The 17,842-nt window shown below is 72.1% G+C and carries 12 protein-coding genes; 8 read left to right on the top strand and 4 right to left on the bottom strand.

Annotated elements, in window-relative coordinates; translation table 11 throughout:
- Window positions 1–228 precede the first annotated feature (228 nt).
- On the top strand, window positions 229–2,757 hold the full coding sequence (gene pcrA / locus ACIQ7D_RS28460) for a DNA helicase PcrA (protein ID WP_403942215.1): 2,529 nt from the start codon (window positions 229–231) through the stop codon (window positions 2,755–2,757).
- Window positions 2,758–2,876: 119 nt separating this feature from the next.
- Here pcrA and ACIQ7D_RS28455 read toward each other — a convergent pair whose 3' ends face one another.
- Window positions 2,877–4,670 (bottom strand): peptidoglycan DD-metalloendopeptidase family protein, encoded by a 1,794-nt coding sequence (locus ACIQ7D_RS28455; protein ID WP_403942213.1) that lies wholly within the window; start codon window positions 4,668–4,670, stop codon window positions 2,877–2,879.
- Window positions 4,671–4,913: 243 nt separating this feature from the next.
- On the bottom strand, window positions 4,914–5,828 hold the full coding sequence (locus ACIQ7D_RS28450) for an esterase/lipase family protein (protein WP_403942211.1): 915 nt from the start codon (window positions 5,826–5,828) through the stop codon (window positions 4,914–4,916).
- 321 nt (window positions 5,829–6,149) lie between these two features.
- Between ACIQ7D_RS28450 and ACIQ7D_RS28445 the strand changes: the two genes are divergently transcribed.
- Window positions 6,150–6,563: a cobalamin B12-binding domain-containing protein gene (locus tag ACIQ7D_RS28445; protein WP_384998417.1), complete on the top strand. Its 414-nt coding sequence runs from the start codon at window positions 6,150–6,152 to the stop codon at window positions 6,561–6,563.
- A 9-nt stretch (window positions 6,564–6,572) separates the two neighbouring features.
- Here ACIQ7D_RS28445 and ACIQ7D_RS28440 read toward each other — a convergent pair whose 3' ends face one another.
- Together ACIQ7D_RS28440 and ACIQ7D_RS28435 are read right to left on the bottom strand one after the other, a co-directional pair.
- Window positions 6,573–8,444 (bottom strand): DUF5691 domain-containing protein, encoded by a 1,872-nt coding sequence (locus tag ACIQ7D_RS28440; RefSeq protein ID WP_403942209.1) that lies wholly within the window; start codon window positions 8,442–8,444, stop codon window positions 6,573–6,575.
- Window positions 8,445–8,493: 49 nt separating this feature from the next.
- Window positions 8,494–9,843, bottom strand: a complete 1,350-nt coding sequence (locus ACIQ7D_RS28435; RefSeq protein WP_403942208.1) for an SWIM zinc finger family protein — start codon at window positions 9,841–9,843, stop codon at window positions 8,494–8,496.
- Between the two features lie 132 nt (window positions 9,844–9,975).
- Between ACIQ7D_RS28435 and ACIQ7D_RS28430 the strand changes: the two genes are divergently transcribed.
- The 6 genes from ACIQ7D_RS28430 to sucD all read left to right on the top strand — a co-directional run bounded on the left by ACIQ7D_RS28430 (window position 9,976) and on the right by sucD (window position 17,839).
- Window positions 9,976–10,434 (top strand): MmpS family transport accessory protein, encoded by a 459-nt coding sequence (locus tag ACIQ7D_RS28430; protein ID WP_403942205.1) that lies wholly within the window; start codon window positions 9,976–9,978, stop codon window positions 10,432–10,434.
- Between the two features lie 173 nt (window positions 10,435–10,607).
- Window positions 10,608–11,732 carry an AAA family ATPase gene (locus ACIQ7D_RS28425; protein ID WP_403942203.1) on the top strand — a complete coding sequence of 375 codons (1,125 nt, stop codon included), beginning with the start codon at window positions 10,608–10,610 and terminating at the stop codon, window positions 11,730–11,732.
- On the top strand, window positions 11,729–14,212 hold the full coding sequence (locus tag ACIQ7D_RS28420; RefSeq protein WP_403942201.1) for a DUF5682 family protein: 2,484 nt from the start codon (window positions 11,729–11,731) through the stop codon (window positions 14,210–14,212). Before ACIQ7D_RS28425 ends, ACIQ7D_RS28420 begins: the two co-directional genes overlap by 4 nt.
- Window positions 14,209–15,417, top strand: coding sequence for a vWA domain-containing protein (locus ACIQ7D_RS28415; protein WP_403942199.1), 1,209 nt, complete (start codon window positions 14,209–14,211; stop codon window positions 15,415–15,417). Before ACIQ7D_RS28420 ends, ACIQ7D_RS28415 begins: the two co-directional genes overlap by 4 nt.
- Before the next feature lie 341 nt (window positions 15,418–15,758).
- Window positions 15,759–16,934, top strand: a complete 1,176-nt coding sequence (gene sucC / locus ACIQ7D_RS28410; RefSeq protein WP_403942196.1) for an ADP-forming succinate--CoA ligase subunit beta — start codon at window positions 15,759–15,761, stop codon at window positions 16,932–16,934.
- Window positions 16,935–16,954: 20 nt separating this feature from the next.
- The gene (sucD, locus tag ACIQ7D_RS28405; RefSeq protein WP_384916666.1) at window positions 16,955–17,839 is read left to right on the top strand and encodes a succinate--CoA ligase subunit alpha; all 885 of its coding nucleotides are present in this window, start codon (window positions 16,955–16,957) and stop codon (window positions 17,837–17,839) included.
- Window positions 17,840–17,842 lie beyond the last annotated feature (3 nt).

The following is a 17,842-nucleotide window of genomic DNA, read 5'->3' as shown; positions in this document are numbered from 1 at the left end:
CCAAAATGTGGCGCTGATGTGAAGGTGGATGGTCGATATGCCCGATACATTTCTGTGACCATTTGCTCGTGTGGAGTGCAGGGAGCCCCGATGCGGGGTATAGCGTTACGCTCCGTATGTGCATCGGGACCGTCCGGCTCCCCGGTACCGCTCACGGGGCCGACTTCCCCGGCCGGCTTTCCCGGTCGGGCGCCGACTGTCAGTGCGGCGGCCTAGACTCGTTAAGCGATGAGCAGCCTCTTTGACGACAGCTTCCTGGCCGACCTCCAGCCCTCCGGCGACGAGCACCCCCCGCCGCCGGAGGACCAGGACGAGCACGCCCCGGAACAGGTGCCCGACGACCTGTTCCAGGGCGCGTACGACGTGCCCCCGGCCCGGGACCCGTACCACCGCGACGGCGCGCCCCGCACCGTCATCGACCCCGCCTCGCTCCTCGAAGGGCTGAACGAGGAGCAGCGGGCGGCCGTCGTGCACACGGGATCGCCGCTGCTCATCGTCGCCGGGGCCGGGTCCGGCAAGACCCGGGTGCTGACCCACCGGATCGCGCATCTCCTCGGCACCCGCAGCGTCCACCCCGGCCAGATACTGGCGATCACCTTCACCAACAAGGCCGCGGGCGAGATGAAGGAGCGCGTCGGTCAGCTCGTCGGCCCGCGCGCCCAGGCGATGTGGGTGCTGACCTTCCACAGCGCCTGCGTCCGGATCCTGCGGCGCGAGTCGAAGCGCCTCGGGTTCACCTCGTCGTTCTCGATCTACGACGCCGCCGACTCGAAGCGGCTGATGGCCCTGGTCTGCCGCGATCTGGATCTCGACCCCAAGCGCTATCCGCCGAAGTCCTTCAGCGCCAAGATCTCCAATCTGAAGAACGAGCTGATCGACGAGGAGACCTTCGCGGGGCAGGCCGTCGACGGCTTCGAGAAGACCCTGGCCGAGGCGTACCGGATGTACCAGGCACGGCTGCGCGAGGCCAACGCCCTGGACTTCGACGACATCATCATGACCACCGTCCACCTGCTCCAGGCGTTCCCCGACGTCGCCGAGCACTACCGGCGCCGCTTCCGCCACGTCCTGGTGGACGAGTACCAGGACACGAACCACGCCCAATACACCCTCGTACGCGAACTCGTGGGCCCCTCCGGCGAGGGCGAGGACCCGGCCGAGCTGTGCGTCGTCGGCGACGCCGACCAGTCGATCTACGCCTTCCGCGGCGCCACGATCCGCAACATCCTCCAGTTCGAGGAGGACTACCCGGACGCGACGACGATCCTGCTGGAGCAGAACTACCGCTCCACCCAGACGATCCTCAGCGCCGCCAACGCGGTCATCGAGCGCAACGAGAGCCGCCGCCCGAAGAACCTGTGGACCAAGGCCGGCGCGGGCGCCCAGATCACCGGCTACGTCGCGGACACGGAGCACGACGAGGCGCAGTTCGTCGCCGACGAGATCGACCGGCTGACGGACGCGGGCGAGGCCAAAGCGGGAGATGTCGCCGTCTTCTACCGGACGAACGCGCAGTCCCGTGTCTTCGAGGAGATCTTCATCCGGGTCGGCCTGCCGTACAAGGTCGTCGGCGGAGTGCGCTTCTACGAACGCAAGGAGGTCCGCGACGTCCTGGCCTATCTGCGGGTCCTCGCCAATCCGGAGGACAACGTACCGCTGCGCCGGATCCTCAATGTGCCCAAGCGCGGCATCGGCGACCGCGCGGAGGCCATGATCGACGCCCTGGCGCTCCGGGAGAAGATCACCTTCCCGCAGGCGCTGCGGCGCGTGGACGAGGCGTACGGCATGGCGGCGCGCTCCGCCAACGCCGTCAAGCGATTCAACACGCTGATGGAGGAGTTGCGTACGGTCGTCGAGTCGGGCGCCGGCCCGGCCACGGTCCTGGAGGCCGTGCTCGAACGGACCGGCTACCTGGCGGAGCTTCAGGCGTCGACCGACCCGCAGGACGAGACACGGATCGAGAACCTTCAGGAACTGGCCTCGGTGGCGCTGGAGTTCGAGCAGGAGCGCGGTCAGGCCGCCGCGGGCGCCGGTGACGGCGGAGGCGCGGACGGGGAGGGCGACGGGGACGGTACGGATGCTGCCGCCGCCCCGGCCGCGACGCCGACCCTTGCCGAGTTCCTGGAGAAGGTCGCGCTCGTCGCCGACTCCGACCAGATTCCCGACGAGGACGAGGACGGCTCCGGTGTCATCACGCTGATGACGCTGCACACCGCCAAGGGCCTTGAATTCCCGGTGGTGTTCCTGTCGGGCATGGAGGACGGCGTCTTCCCGCACATGCGCGCCCTCGGCCAGACGAAGGAGCTGGAGGAGGAGCGCCGCCTCGCGTACGTCGGCATCACGCGCGCCCGTGAACGGCTCTACCTGACACGGTCGTCGATGCGCAGCGCCTGGGGGCAGCCCTCGTACAATCCGGCGTCGCGGTTCCTGGAGGAGATCCCGGGACACCACATGGAGTGGAAGCGGACCGGGGCGCAGATCCCGGCGGGTCCGACGTCCGGGATCACATCGTCGCTCTCCTCCTCCGCGTCGCGTTCACGGTCGGGCGGCGGGCCCTCGGGCTTCGCCACGCGGCGTGCGAGCGACAAGCCGGTGATCGCGCTGTCGGTGGGGGACCGGGTCACGCACGACCAGTTCGGCCTCGGCACGGTCATGGAGGTGACGGGCGTGGGCGCGGATGCGCAGGCGACGGTCGACTTCGGGGACACCAAGCCCAAGCGGCTGCTGCTGCGGTACGCGCCGGTCGAGAAGCTGTAGAGGCGAGGCGAGGCGCCGCGGGGGGGCCGGGGGCCCCCCCCCCCCCCGGGGGGGGGGTGGGGGGGGGGGGGGGGGGGGGGGGGGGCGGGGCGCCCCCCCGCGTCCGGTGGTGCGACCGGTTACGTCGGGTCGAGGCTGTGGCTGCGGAACCAGGACAACGGGTCGACCGCCGAGCCGCCGCCGGGCCGTACCTCGAAGTGCAGGTGCGGTCCGGTGGAGTTGCCGGAGTTGCCCGAGTAGGCGATCACGTCACCGGCCTTGACCGAACCGGAGCGGATCTTCGTACTGCTGAGGTGGCAGTACCAGGTCTCCGTGCCGTCCGGGGAGGTCACGATGGCCATGTTGCCGTAGGCGCTGTTGTACTGCGTGCGTACGGTGCCGTCGGTCGCGGCCATGACCGGTGTGCCGTACGAGACGGGGAAGTCGATCCCGGTGTGCATGGACATCCAGTTGACGCCGGCCTGGCCGTAGTACGCGCTGAGTCCGTGCTGCGAGACGGGGAGGGCGAACTTGGGGCGGGCCGCTTCCTTGCGCGCGGCCTCCTCCGCGGCCCGCTTCCGCTCCTCCGCCTTCCGCTCCTGGAGGTCGATCCGCTCCTGTGTGCGGCTGGCGCGGTCGCCGAAGTCGCGGGCGTCGGCGCTGAGCGCGGCGAGTTGGGTGTCCAGCTTGTTGTTGGCCGCCGCGGCGACGGGCTTGGCGGAGGCGGTGTCCTCGGCGGAGGCCGTCGTGGTGGAGTCGTCCTTGGTGTCCTCGCCGGTGAGCCCGCCGACGGAGGCGGCGGCGATGCCGGCGACGCCCATCACGCAGGCGGAGGGCACGGCGACGGTGAGGAGGGCCGAACGCTTGGCGGGGGTACGGCGCCGGCCTCGGCTGCCGTTCCCGGCGCCGCCGGCCCGGCGGACGGGGCGGGGGGTGAGCGTCACCGCGGGCGTGGCCATCGTGGCCGCCGTGTGCAGCGCGTCGGGGTCGTCGTCCGGAGCGGCCGGTTCCACGGGGCTCTCGGCGTCGGGGGTGAAGTCGTCGGCTTCCGCGCGGTGTTCGGCCTCGGCCCCGGGGCCGGTCCCGGGCGCGGTGGCCGTCTCGGTGGCCACGGTGTCGTAGCCCTGCTCGGTCTTGTAGGCCGACTCCGCCTCGTAGACCGGGTCAGCGGTGTAGGCGGGTTCCGGTTCGTAGCCGGGCTCCGCGTCGTAGGCCCGTTCAGGTTCCGGACCCGGGGCGCCGTACGCGTACGGCGTGTCCTCGGGCGCCGCGCCTGTTCCGTTCCAGGCGGTGGCGTCGTACGAGCCGGTGTCGAACGTCGGTCCGGTCCACTGGGCGGTCGCCTCGTAGGAGAACGGTGCCGCTTCGAACCGCGCCGCTTCGAACTGGGCGGTTTCGAGGGCGGCGAGCTGCGCGGGATCGAAGGTGGCGGTCCCTGTCGCCCCGGGCGTGTCGTAGCCGCCGTACGAGGCGCCGTCGAACGCCGTGCTGTCGAACTGGCCGGTGTCGCCAGGGCCGTTCGGCTGGACGACCTGGTGCCAGGCGCCGGAACCCCACTCGCCCGTGGCGTCGTGCGGATAGCCGCTGGCGACGGGGGCTTCGGGGGTGACGGTCGGCCACTGGCCGCTGGTGTCGTACGTCTGCGTACCGTACGCGTCGTACCCGGTGGCCTGGTGGTGAGCGCCGGTGTCCCACTGGGTGTTGTCGTACTGACCGGAGTGCCCGGCGTGCGGCTGTCCGGCCTGCAGGGGATCGACCTGCACGTGGTCGGCCTGCACGGTCGCGTACTGGCCGGTGGCGGCGGAAGCGTCGCCGTACCCACCCGTGCCACCCGAACCGTCCGGCAGGGAGCCGAAGAGGGGATCTGTCTCGAAGCTGCCGTTCTGGTAACCGTCGTAAGCGGTGTACCCGGCGTGGGCGTGCTGGTCGTTCACCAACTTCTCTCTCGCCTCGGCAGCAGAACCAGGCTCTGGGAAATCCGGTCCTGTGTGGAAAGGGCCCCAGAGGGAAAGCAGTGGCCGCGACTGTACCCGGCGGTATGCGACGGCGACAATCTTCCGCGAGTTTCGTGCTTTGCGGAAACGGGCATTCGGCCGTGTTTCGGCGAACTGTGGGCGCAGGCTTGGCCATACGTTCGAAATGCGTTCGAGTGTGAGGGTGGGGCGGGGCTCCCCGGATCAGGCGACGGAAGCGGATCCGGATCCCTCGGCCGGGGGTGCCGGCACGGAATCTTCACCGGAACCGTCCACGGGAGCGGATCCGTCGAGCGCGTGCCGGATGCCGGCGGCGACCCCGGGGTGAATGGGCAGGGCGAGATGGCCGACACCGCTCACCAGCACGTTCTCCGCGAGAAGGTCCGGATGTTCGATCCTCGCCGTGGCGACCGGCGCCATCAGGGGGTCGGCGTCGCTCCAGAAGCTCACGAACCGTGTCCGGCAGGCCGGTGCGGGCTGCCGCAACTCCTCGACGACCGGTGATCCGGGGCGCATCTGCCGTACGACGGGGTGCGCGTCGGCGAGCGGCACGGCCGTCGTGCCCTCGTGGGGTGTACCCAGCGTGACCAGCGTACGTACCCGGGCGTCACCGTCCATGCGCTGTACGTAATACCGCGCGATCAGGCCGCCCAGACTGTGCCCGACGACATCGACCCGGGCGTGGCCGGTGCGGGCGCAGATCTCCTCGATGTGGTGGCCCAGCAACTCGGCGGCCGTACGGATGTCGCAGGTCAGCGGCGAGTAGTTGAGCGAGACCAGATGCCGCCAGCCGTGCCGGGCGAGGGAGCGGCGCAGCAGGACGAAGACCGAGCGGTTGTCCACGAAGCCGTGCAACAGAACGACCGGAGGGTGGGCGCGGCCCTCGGTGGGCAGTCGGGACGCCTCGGGCGGCAGGGGTGCGGCTCGGCGCTCCTGGACGATTCCGGCCGGGTAGAGGAAGAGATGGCCGGTGAAGATCGCCAGATCGAGCGCGCCCGCCCACACGGGCGCGGCGAGGCGCAGGGGTGCGGCGGTCGGCCCCGCCGGACGTACGCGGTCCAGTTGGCGCAGAAGGGGCGTCACAACGGCTGAGAACGGCGCGAACGGCATGACCTTCATGGCCGACCTCCGAACGGCATACGGGAGGCGGCTCTGTCCCCCGTATGCCCTCATCGGGGCGCCACGGCGACATGCCGGGAGCCGTCGGGTCGTGACGGCTCCGTCCGCGGCTCCCCTTGCGCCCGTTCCTGCCCGGTCGGTGGGCCGGGTGGTGACGGAACGGCGCAAAGCGAACATGTCCCATGTGTGATTTCCCCCTCTGCGGCCTCCGCGAAACGGCTGGTTGCGGGATGCTGTGGATAACGTTCGTTCACTACTCCGAGCCTTGGCGGGCGCGGGGACCCGTGCCAATGACGGCGCAGTCGGTATGTGGAGGCAGTGATGGGTGTGACAGGTCCGATCCGTGTGGTGGTCGCCAAACCGGGGCTCGACGGGCATGACCGAGGGGCCAAGGTGATCGCCCGCGCCCTGCGTGACGCGGGGATGGAGGTCATCTACACGGGGCTGCACCAGACGCCGGAGCAGATCGTGGACACCGCGATCCAGGAGGACGCCGACGCGATCGGCCTGTCCATCCTCTCCGGCGCCCACAACACGCTCTTCGCGAAGGTGATCGAACTGCTGGAGGAGCGGGACGCTGCGGACATCAAGGTCTTCGGTGGCGGCATCATCCCGGACGCGGACATCGCCCCGTTGAAGGAGAAGGGCGTCGCGGAGATCTTCACCCCGGGGGCGACGACGACATCGATCGTCACCTGGGTCAAGGCCAACGTCCGCCAGCCCGCAGGCGCCTGACGGGCGGCCCTACGCCTCCTGGCCGCCGGGTATCGGCTCCCGTATGGGCTCCCGTATCGGCCTCGGTAGCGCTTCCGCCGCAGGTCCCGGGGGCTGCCCGGGGACCGGCCCGTCGGCCTCATGGGCCTGAAGGGCCTGCCCGGGGGCCGGTGCCAGCTCGGCGTGCATCAGAGCGCGCAGGCGCAGGGTGGACACCAGGCGCTGGAACGCCTCCGACCAGTAGCCGCCCGCGCCCGGTGACCCGCCTTCCGGTTCGTCGGGCGTGGCCGTGAGCAGTTCCAGCCTGCTCACCTCCGCCGGGTCCAGGCAGCGTTCCGCGAGGCCCATGACGCCGCTGAAGCTCCAGGGGTAGCTGCCCGCGTCCCTGGCGATGTCCAGCGCGTCCACCACCGCCCGGCCGAGCGGGCCCGACCAGGGCACCGCGCAGCCCCCGAGCAGTTGGAACGCCTCCGGCAGGCCGTGCGCGGCGATGAACGCGGCCACCCAGTCGGCCCGTTCGGCCTCGGACAGGGTGGCGAGCAGCTTCGCGCGCTCGGCGAGCGATGTCGTGCCGGGACCCGTGTCGGGCGGGGCGGTGGGCGACCCCAGCAGCGCCGCCGACCAACGCGCGTCCCCCTGCCGTACGGCCGCCCGGCACCACGCGGCGTGCAGTTCGTCCGCCCAGCCGTCCAGGACGGGCAGGGCGACGATCTCCTCGGGGGTCCGGCCGCCGAGCCTGGCCGGCCACCCCGACAGCGGGGCCGCCTCCACCAACTGACCCAGCCACCAGGACCGTTCGCCCCGGCCACCGGGCGGCGCCGGGACCACTCCGTCGTGCTGCATGTCCGTGTCGCATTCGTGGGGCGCCTCGACCGAGATGACCTGTCCGCCGCCCGTACGGTCCATGCTGACGCAGGTGGCCGCGCGGGCCGCCATCCGGCCCGCGAGCGCGGAACCGGGCAGCGCCGAGAGCAGTTCGGCCGCGGTGGAGCGCACATTGCGGCTGCGGTCCGACAATGCCTGTTCCAGGAAAGGCTCGTCCGCCCCGGACAGCCCGTCGCGCAGGGAGTCGAGGAACATCAGCCGGTCCTCGGCGCGCTCGGTCGGCCAGGTCGAGGCGAGCAGCGCACGCGCCGTCTCCGCGTCCCTGGCCCGTACGGCGGTGAGCAGCGCGAGCCGCTCGGCGAAGAGGCCCTCCTCCCAGAGCCGCCGCATCGCCTCCGCGTCATCGGCGGCGGGCGGTACGGCGCCGCCGGACCCGCCGCGCAGCGCGAACTTCCACTCCGGATTGAGCCGGGCGAGCCAGAGGCCGCGCGGCCCGGCGAACGCCAGGGCCTGCGGACGCAGGTCGGTCCGCGCACGGGCCGCGTCCAGCAGCGCGGGCAGCATCGGGGCGGGTGCGGCGTAGCCGTGTGCGTTGGCCGCGGCGAGCCACTGGGGCAGCAGCTCGGTGAGATCGGGCGCCGCACCGCGACGGCCCCCGCCGCCCGCCGGCGCCGCCCGGTCGGCCAGAAGCTGCCCGAGCCGCCGCTGCGCCGCCCCGGGGAGCCCCGCGCGGCCGTCCCGGGGCGCGCGGGCCGGAGGCGCGGCGGCGGGCCCGGGCAGCAGCCCCGCCCTGCGCCGTACGGTGTGCAGCGCGGCGGCGTCCAGCAGGGCGACCGGGGCGTCCTTGCCGGGGGCCAGGACCTCCGGGGGCGGTGTGCGGCGGTCGGTGCCGAGCAGCGCCGAGGTGAGGAGCCCTTCCCAGGGGGACTCCCAGGGCGCCGCGGACCGGACGGTGGCCGTGGAGGCTGGCGCGGCCTTCGCAGCCTTCGTGGCCTTCGTGGCTTTCGCGGGAGGTGCCGTTGTCGTTGTGGTGCGGGTCGTGGGCGGTGTGCGGGGCGTGCTGGGCGTGTGGGTCATCGGGATACTCCGTCCGTACGTCGCATCGGGCCTCCGGGCGTGGGCGGGTTCAGGTGAGCGGAACCGTCCCCGGTATCTCGCCCGACCAGGCCGTGAGGGGCCGGAAGCCGCGGTGGCCGCACTCGCCGAAGACCGTGACCGGGCCGCCACCGGAGAGCGCGGCCAGCTTCCACAGCCCCGGGTGCCCGAGGGAGACGGGCGCGACCGGCAGCGCGGACCCTCCGACGGCGTCGGCCAGTTGCCAGCCGCCGCCCACCCCGGGGACCGGGATGACATCGCGCAGCGTCACGGGGCATGTGTCCAGCCAGGGATCGGCGCGCAGCGCAGCGCCGTACGCCTCGATCGCCGCCGCCACGGAGCCGCCGGGGGGTGGTCCCTCCATCGCCGCCGGGGCGCCGAACCGCTCGCCCCAGTCAGCCCGTAGCTGTCCGGCGCCCGGGTGCGGAACGATCTCGGCGTCGATCATCACGCCCACCGGCAGCGCCAGCTCCGGCGCGCGGCCGGCCGCTCCGAAGGAGAGCAGCAGCGCCGAGCGCCCCGAGTCCCGGCCGTACAACCGGATGCGGCGGGTGACGAGTTTGCCGTCCGACGTGTCGTACTGCGCGAGGACCAGCCAGTGGTCCCGGACCGGCGGGCCCCCGGCGGGGGAGGGGAGGCCGACGCGGGTACGGACCGTCGTCGCCAGCGGTTCCGGCAGCCGGTCGAGCCCGAGCCACGCCGTGTTCAGCAGATGCAGCAGCGCGGACTCCTCCAGCAGCCGCACCGGCCAGCCGGGGCCCGAGCCCGGTATCGCCCCCAACTCCCGCACCCGGCCCGCCAGCCCCGGTGCCTGTGCGTCGACCATCCGCGCCGCCGTCTCCTCCCACAGCCCGTAACCCGACTGCTCGGCGGAGGCGAGGCCCCCGCGCAGCAGATCCGTCAGCCGCTGCTCCAACTCCGTGGCGCCCGAGGTGATCCGCGCGGCCCGCCGCTCCGCCCTGCGCCGGGCGGCTTCGGGGTCGGCGGTCTTCGCGGCCGTGCTCCGCGCCCTGTCCGCCTGCCGCTTCCTGCGTGTGCCGAGCCATTCCCCGGCCCAGCCGGGCGGCTCGGCGCCCTCGGCGCGCTCCGACACGGCCGCTCCGTCCGTCGCCCAGAGCAGCAGCAGGCCCAGTGCGTGCTTGCACGGGAACTTCCGGCTCGGGCAGGAGCAGTTGCAGGCCGGGCCCGTGGTGTCCACCACCGTCCGGTACGGCTTGCTGCCGCTGCCCTTGCACAGCCCCCACACCGCGCCCGCGGCGTCGCAGCCCGCGTCCGACCACGGCCCGGCCGTGCCGAGCTTGTTGCCCGCTTTGCGTGACGCGTCGTCAGGAGCCAGAGCAAGCACCTGTTCCGACGTCCAGCGCACCCCCGTCTGATTCATGCCCACGACGTTAGGCGCCCCCACTGACAATCGCTCTGACCTGCGGGTTCGATGGTTTTAAGGGAGCGTCACCTGGTGCTGCCTTTGCTATGCTCGTGCCATTTCCGCACCACATCCCGGGGGGGATCTCCGATGAACCGCACCGCCCGTACCACGCGTACCGGCCGCACCGTTCGTGCCGCCGTCACGCCCCTTGCCGTCACCGGCCTCGCGCTGGGTCTCGGCGCCTGTTCCGAGGCCACCGAGCGGGTCGACAAGGCCGTGACCGAGGAGGTCGACAAGGCCATCAACGAGAACTACGAGGTCACCTACGAGGTCACGGGCAAGAACATCGACACGATCGACTTCCACGGCGGCGGGGGCGAGGCCATGGAGCCGAAGATCGAGACGGTCGAGAAGCCCACGCTGCCCTGGAAGAAGACGGTGACGCTCCGCGGCATCATGCCGCCCGCCGTCATGCCGGTCGCGCTGGGCGCCGACGCCGAGGTCACCTGCAAGATCATTTACAAGGGTGAGGTCATCAAGGAGGAGACGGACGCGGGCAAGGCCGCGGCCGGCGGCTGCGTCGCGGTCTCTCCGATCGCGGGGTAACTCCCGCCCGCCGCCGGGCCGCTCCGCCGAGTGCCGGGCGACGCCCGCCGCCGTCGGCCAACTCAGGTCGCGGCGGCCCGCCGGACCGGCTCCGACCTGCGGAGACGGTCGATTGTCAGTGGCGTGGTGCACCGTGGGATCCACAACAGGTCGACCGATCTGGAGGGGGATCCATGACCATGCCCGAAACCACCGCGACCACGGCCGGGGCCACCGGCGACCAGGCCCTGCGCCCGCACGCGGAGGACGCGTTCGCCCACGAGCTGGCGGCGCTGGCCGCGGCCGACGACCGGCAGCGGCCCGCCCGCTGGCGGCTCTCGCCCTGGGCCGTGGCCACCTATCTCCTCGGCGGCACGCTGTCCGACGGGACGGTGATCACACCGAAGTACGTGGGGCCGCGCCGGATCGTCGAGGTCGCCGTCACCACGCTCGCCACCGACCGCGCCCTGCTCCTCCTCGGTGTGCCGGGCACGGCCAAGACCTGGGTCTCCGAACACCTCGCCGCGGCCGTCAGCGGCGACTCGACCCTGCTGGTGCAGGGCACGGCCGGCACGCCCGAAGAGGCGATCCGCTACGGCTGGAACTACGCCCAGCTCCTCGCCCACGGCCCCAGCCGCGACGCCCTGGTGACCAGCCCCGTGATGCGGGCCATGTCCGACGGCATGACCGCGCGGGTCGAGGAGCTGACCCGTATCCCCGCCGACGTACAGGACTCGCTCATCACGATCCTGTCCGAGAAGACGCTCCCGATCCCCGAGCTGGGTGAGGAGGTCCAGGCGGTCCGCGGCTTCAACCTGATCGCCACGGCCAACGACCGCGACCGCGGGGTCAACGACCTCTCCAGCGCACTGCGCCGCCGCTTCAACACGGTCGTCCTGCCGCTGCCCGCCACCCCGGAGGCCGAGGTCGAGATCGTCTCCCGGCGCGTCGGGGAGATGGGCCGCTCGCTCGATCTGCCGGACGGCCCCGAGGGCCTCCACGAGATCCGCCGGGTCGTCACGGTCTTCCGTGAACTGCGCGACGGCGTCACGACCGACGGCCGTACGAAGCTCAAGTCCCCCTCCGGGACGCTCTCCACGGCCGAGGCGATCTCCGTCGTCACCAACGGGCTGGCGCTCGCCGCGCACTTCGGCGACGGGATACTGCGGCCGGGCGACGTGGCGGCCGGGATCCTCGGCGCGGTCGTCCGCGATCCCGCGGCGGACCGGGTGATCTGGCAGGAGTACGTGGAGACGGTCGTCCGCGAACGCGACGGCTGGAAGGACTTCTACCGCGCCTGCCGCGAGGTGAGCGCGTGACCACGACCACGACGACGACCACGCCGCACGCGGCGGGGCCGCTGCTGCTCGGGGTCCGGCACCACGGGCCCGGTTCCGCGCGTGCGGTACGGAGCGCGCTCGACGCGGCGGCGCCCGGCGCCGTACTGATCGAAGGCCCGCCCGAGGGCGACGCGTTGCTGCCGCTCGCCGCCGACGAGGCGATGCGGCCGCCCGTGGCGCTCCTCGCGCACGCCGTGGACGACCCGGGGCGCGCCGCGTTCTGGCCGCTGGCGGAGTTCTCCCCCGAGTGGGTGGCGATCCGCTGGGCGCTCGCGCACGAGGTGCCGGTGCGGTTCATCGACCTGCCGGCGGCCCACTCGCTGGCCTTTGCCGTGGAGCCTGACACCGAGGCCGAACCCGCGCACGACGGGGCGGGGGAGGACGGGACCGAGGACGGCGGGTCCGACGACGGTGACTCCGACGGCGGCGACACCGACGGGGTGCGGATCGACCCGCTCGCCGTACTCGCCAAGGCCGCCGGGTACGACGACCCCGAGCGCTGGTGGGAGGACGTGGTCGAGCACCGGGCCCCCGGGGAGAGCGACGACCCCTTCGCGCCGTTCGAGGCGGTCGCCGACGCCATGGGCGAGCTGCGCGAGGAGTACGGCCCCGGCGGACACCGGCGGGATCTCGTCCGCGAGGCCCATATGCGGGTCCAGCTCCGCGCCGCCCGCAAGGAGTTCGGGGACGGGGCGGTCGCCGTCGTCTGCGGCGCCTGGCACGTACCGGCGCTGCGTGAGAGGACCACGCTCGCCGCCGACCGCGCGCTGCTCAAGGGCCTGCCCAAGATCAAGACCGACATCACCTGGGTGCCCTGGACCCACCGCAGGCTCGCCCGGCACAGCGGTTACGGCGCGGGCATCGACTCGCCCGGCTGGTACGGACACCTCTTCAGCGCGCCAGACCGGCCCGTCGAGCGCTGGCTCACCAAGGTCGCCGGGCTGCTGCGGGAGGAGGACCGTGCCGTCTCCTCCGCCCATGTCATCGAGGCGGTACGGCTGGCGCGGACCCTCGCCGTGATGCGCGGCCGGCCGCTGGCCGGGCTCACGGAGACCGTCGACGCCGTACAGGCCGTGATGTGCGAGGGGTCCGAGGTGCCGCTCGGCCTCATCCGGGACCGGCTGATCGTCGGCGACACACTCGGCGAGGTCCCCGACACGGCCCCTGCCGTACCGCTCCAGCGCGACCTGACCCGGCTTCAGCGCTCCCTGCGGCTCAAGCCGGAGGCGTCCGAACGCGAGCTGGACCTCGACCTCCGCAAGGAGACCGACGCGGCGAAGAGCACCCTGCTGCACCGGCTGAGGCTGCTGGACATCGGCTGGGGCCGGGCGGTCGCCGGACGGGGGAGCACGGGCACGTTCCGCGAGAGCTGGCGGCTGAGCTGGGAGCCGGAGCTGTACGTACGGGTCGCGGAGGCCGGGGTCTGGGGCACGACGGTGCTCGCCGCCGCGACCGCCAGGGCCGAGTCGCGCGCCCTGGCGGCGACCGCGCTCAGCGACATCACGGCCCTCGCCGAGCGCTGTCTGCGGGCCGCGCTGCCCGACGCCCTGCCCGTGGTGATGCGCGCCCTCGCCGACCGCGCCGCGCTCGACGCCGACATCGGCCGGCTCGCCGAGGCCCTGCCCGCGCTGGCCCGCTCGCTGCGGTACGGCGACGTACGGTCCACCGATACCGGCGCGCTCGGTGAGGTCGCGGCCGGACTCGCGGAGCGCATCTGCGTCGGCCTGCCGCCCGCGTGCGCGGGGCTCGACGCGGACGGCGCAGCGGAGATGCGCGGCCATCTCGACAGCGTCCATACGGCGATCGGACTCCTGGCGGCCGGCTCCGCGCGCCCCGAAGCGGAGTCCGCGGACCCCGACGGGGGCTCCGGGGGCCCCGGTGAGGAGTCCGGGGGGCGGGATCTCGCCGGGCGGTGGGAGGCCGTGCTGGTCAGGCTCGCCGGGCGGGACGGTGTGCCCGGCGGGATCCGGGGGCGGGCCGCCCGGCTGCTGCTGGACGACGGACGCCTCCCTGAGGACGAGGCCGCCCGGCTGATGGGGCTCGCCCTGTCACCGGGCACCCCGCCCGCCGACGCCGCCGCCTGGGTCGAGGGCTTCGTCGGCGGGGCGCCCGGGAGATCACAGGGGGCCGGATCCGGCGGCGGGATGCTGCTGATCCATGACGAACGCCTCCTCGGCCTGGTCGACGCCTGGCTGACCGGTGTGGCGCCCGAGGCGTTCACCGACGTGCTGCCGCTGCTGCGGCGCACCTTCTCGGCGTACGAACCGGGCGTCCGCCGGACCCTGGGCGAGCTGGTCCGGCGTGGACCGGCCGCCCCGGGGCCGACGACGGCCGAGGCCACCGCGCCGGGCTTCGGCCCGGGGCTCGACCCGGCACGCGCCGACGCCGTGCTGCCGGTGCTCCGGTTGCTGCTGGGTGCCGACCGCGACGACAACGACCTGGTGGGAGCGGGAACATGACCACAGGCATGACGGCCGACAGAACGGCGGAGGCGGCGGCCGCCGAGGAGCGGCTGCGGCGCTGGCGGATGGTGCTCGGCGGGGAGGGCGCCGACGGCACGGGATGCGCGCTCGCCGGCCGGGACGCGGCTATGGACGGCGCCCTGACCGCGCTCTACGGCGGCCGGGACAACGGCGGAAACCGGGAAAGCGGGACCGGTGGCCGGTCCGCCGGGCTCGGCGGCTCCGCGCCGTCCGTCGCCCGCTGGCTCGGTGACATCCGTACGTACTTCCCCACCTCCGTCGTCCAGATCATGCAGCGGGACGCCATCGACCGGCTCGGGCTCGCCGCGCTGCTGCTCGAACCGGAGATGCTGGAGGCCGTCGAGGCTGACGTCCATCTCGTCGGCACCCTGCTCTCACTGAACAAGGCGATGCCGGAGACGACCAAGGAGACCGCGCGCGCCGTCGTCCGCAAGGTGGTGGAGGACATCGAGAAGCGGCTCGCCACCCGCACCAGGGCCACCCTGACGGGGGCGCTCGACCGCTCCGCGCGGATCAGCCGGCCGCGCCACCGGGACATCGACTGGGACCGTACGATCCGCGCGAACCTGAAGAACTACCTTCCGGAGCAGGGCACGGTCGTGCCCGAGCGGCTGATCGGGTACGGCAGGGCCGCGCAGTCGGTGAAGAAGGAGGTCGTCCTCTGCATCGACCAGTCCGGGTCGATGGCCGCGTCCGTCGTCTACGCCTCCGTCTTCGGCGCGGTCCTGGCCTCGATGCGCTCCCTCGACACCCGTCTGGTCGTCTTCGACACGGCGGTCGTCGACCTCACCGACCAGCTCGACGACCCCGTGGACGTCCTGTTCGGCACCCAGCTCGGCGGGGGCACCGACATCAACCGCGCGCTCGCCTACTGCCAGTCGCGGATCACCCGCCCCGCCGAGACCGTGGTCGTCCTGATCAGCGATCTCTACGAGGGTGGGATACGGGACGGAATGCTGAAGCGGGTCGCCGCGATGAAGGCGTCCGGCGTGCAGTTCGTGGCGCTCCTCGCGCTCTCGGACGAGGGGGCTCCGGCGTACGACCGGGAGCACGCGGCGGCCCTCGCGGAGCTGGGTGCCCCCGCGTTCGCCTGCACGCCCGACCTCTTCCCCGACGTGATGGCCGCGGCGATCGAGAAGCGTCCCCTGCCCGTACCGGACCCCGACCTGCCACACCCCTGACGAGGAGACGGGCAGGAGGCGGGCAGGAGGTCGAGAGAGGAGGTCGAGAGGGGGTCGAGCGAGGGAAATGTGTACGGACCAACGGTCCGGGTGTGCGGGCAGCCGGGCGGCCTGTGACGGGTATCACCGCTCTGTGACAGGTATCACCGCTCATCTGTGATCTGTGATTTAGGGACCCAGGTCCCACGGGGATAACCTGCGAGACGGACATGCCGCGTACCGGACACCGCGTACGCCTTCCTCAGTGACAGCGCAGTCACGTTGCCCTTCGCGGCACGCCCACGCAGACAACGAACCCGCGATCACCAGGCTGCGGTTAAAAGACAAAGGGACGGACACGCGTGGACCTGTTCGAGTACCAGGCGAGGGACCTCTTCGCCAAGCACGGCGTACCGGTGCTGGCCGGTGAAGTCATCGAAACGCCCGAGGACGCCCGCGAGGTGACCGAGCGTCTCGGCGGCAAGGCCGTCGTCAAGGCGCAGGTCAAGGTCGGCGGACGTGGCAAGGCGGGCGGCGTGAAGCTGGCCTCCGACGCGACCGACGCCGTCGAGAAGGCCGGTCAGATTCTGGGCATGGACATCAAGGGCCACACGGTCCACAAGGTGATGCTGGCCCAGACCGCGGACATCGCGGAGGAGTACTACGTCTCCTTCCTGCTGGACCGCACCAACCGCACCTTCCTCGCGATGGCCTCCGTCGAGGGCGGCGTGGAGATCGAGGTCGTCGCCGAGGAGAACCCCGACGCGCTCGCCAAGATCCCGGTCGACGCCAACGAGGGCTGCACGCCCGAGAAGGCCGCCGAGATCGTCGCCGCCGCGAAGTTCCCGGCCGAGATCGCGGACCAGGTCGCCGACGTTCTGCAGAAGCTGTGGACCGTCTTCATCAAGGAGGACGCCCTCCTTGTCGAGGTCAACCCGCTGATCAAGTCCGGTGACGGCAAGATCATCGCGCTCGACGGCAAGGTCTCGCTCGACGAGAACGCGGATTTCCGCCAGCCGGAGCACGACGCGCTGGAGGACAAGGCCGCGGCCAACCCCCTCGAAGCCGCCGCCAAGGCCAAGAACCTCAACTACGTCAAGCTCGACGGTGAGGTCGGCATCATCGGCAACGGCGCGGGTCTGGTCATGTCGACCCTCGACGTCGTCGCGTACGCCGGTGAGAACCACGGTGGCGTCAAGCCCGCCAACTTCCTCGACATCGGCGGCGGCGCATCCGCCGAGGTCATGGCGAACGGCCTGGAGATCATCCTCGGCGACCCGGACGTGAAGTCCGTGTTCGTCAACGTCTTCGGTGGCATCACCGCGTGCGACGAGGTCGCCAACGGCATCGTCCAGGCCCTCGAACTGCTGAAGACCAAGGGCGAGGACGTCACGAAGCCGCTGGTCGTGCGGCTCGACGGCAACAACGCGGAGCTGGGTCGCAAGATCCTGTCCGACGCGAACCACCCGCTCGTGCAGCGCGTGGACACCATGGACGGCGCGGCCGACAAGGCCGCCGAGCTGGCCGCGGCCAAGTAAGGGACGAGGGAAACCACACCATGGCTATTTTCCTGACCAAGGAAAGCAAGGTCATCGTCCAAGGCATGACCGGCGCCACCGGCATGAAGCACACCAAGCTCATGCTCGCCGACGGCACCAACATCGTCGGCGGTGTCAACCCGCGCAAGGCCGGTACGTCCGTCGACTTCGACGGCACCGATGTGCCCGTCTTCGGCTCCGTGGCCGAGGCCATGGAGAAGACCGGTGCCGATGTCTCCGTCGTCTTCGTGCCGCCGGCCTTCGCCAAGGCCGCCGTCGTCGAGGCGATCGACGCCGGGATCGGCCTGGCCGTCGTGATCACCGAGGGCATCGCGGTCCACGACTCCGCCGCCTTCTGGGCGTACGCGGGCAGCAAGGGCAACAAGACCCGGATCATCGGGCCGAACTGCCCCGGCCTGATCACCCCCGGCCAGTCCAACGCCGGCATCATCCCGGGTGACATCACCAAGCCCGGCCGCATCGGCCTCGTGTCCAAGTCCGGCACGCTGACCTACCAGATGATGTACGAGCTGCGCGACATCGGCTTCTCGTCCGCCGTCGGTATCGGTGGCGACCCGGTCATCGGCACGACGCACATCGACGCGCTCGCCGCGTTCGAGGCCGACCCCGAGACCGACCTCATCGTGATGATCGGTGAGATCGGCGGTGACGCCGAGGAGCGCGCGGCCGACTTCATCGCGAAGAACGTCACCAAGCCGGTCGTCGGCTACGTCGCGGGCTTCACCGCACCCGAGGGCAAGACCATGGGCCACGCCGGCGCCATCGTCTCCGGCTCCTCCGGCACGGCCCAGGCGAAGAAGGAGGCCCTGGAGGCCGCCGGTGTGAAGGTCGGCAAGACGCCGACCGAGACGGCCGGGCTCGCCCGCGCCATCCTCGCCGGCTGATCC

The organism is Streptomyces sp. NPDC096310, from assembly GCF_044763125.1.
GTDB lineage: Bacteria > Actinomycetota > Actinomycetes > Streptomycetales > Streptomycetaceae > Streptomyces.
The sequence above is the reverse complement of the archived record's forward strand: the minus strand, read 5'-3'. Positions and strand labels throughout refer to the sequence as shown.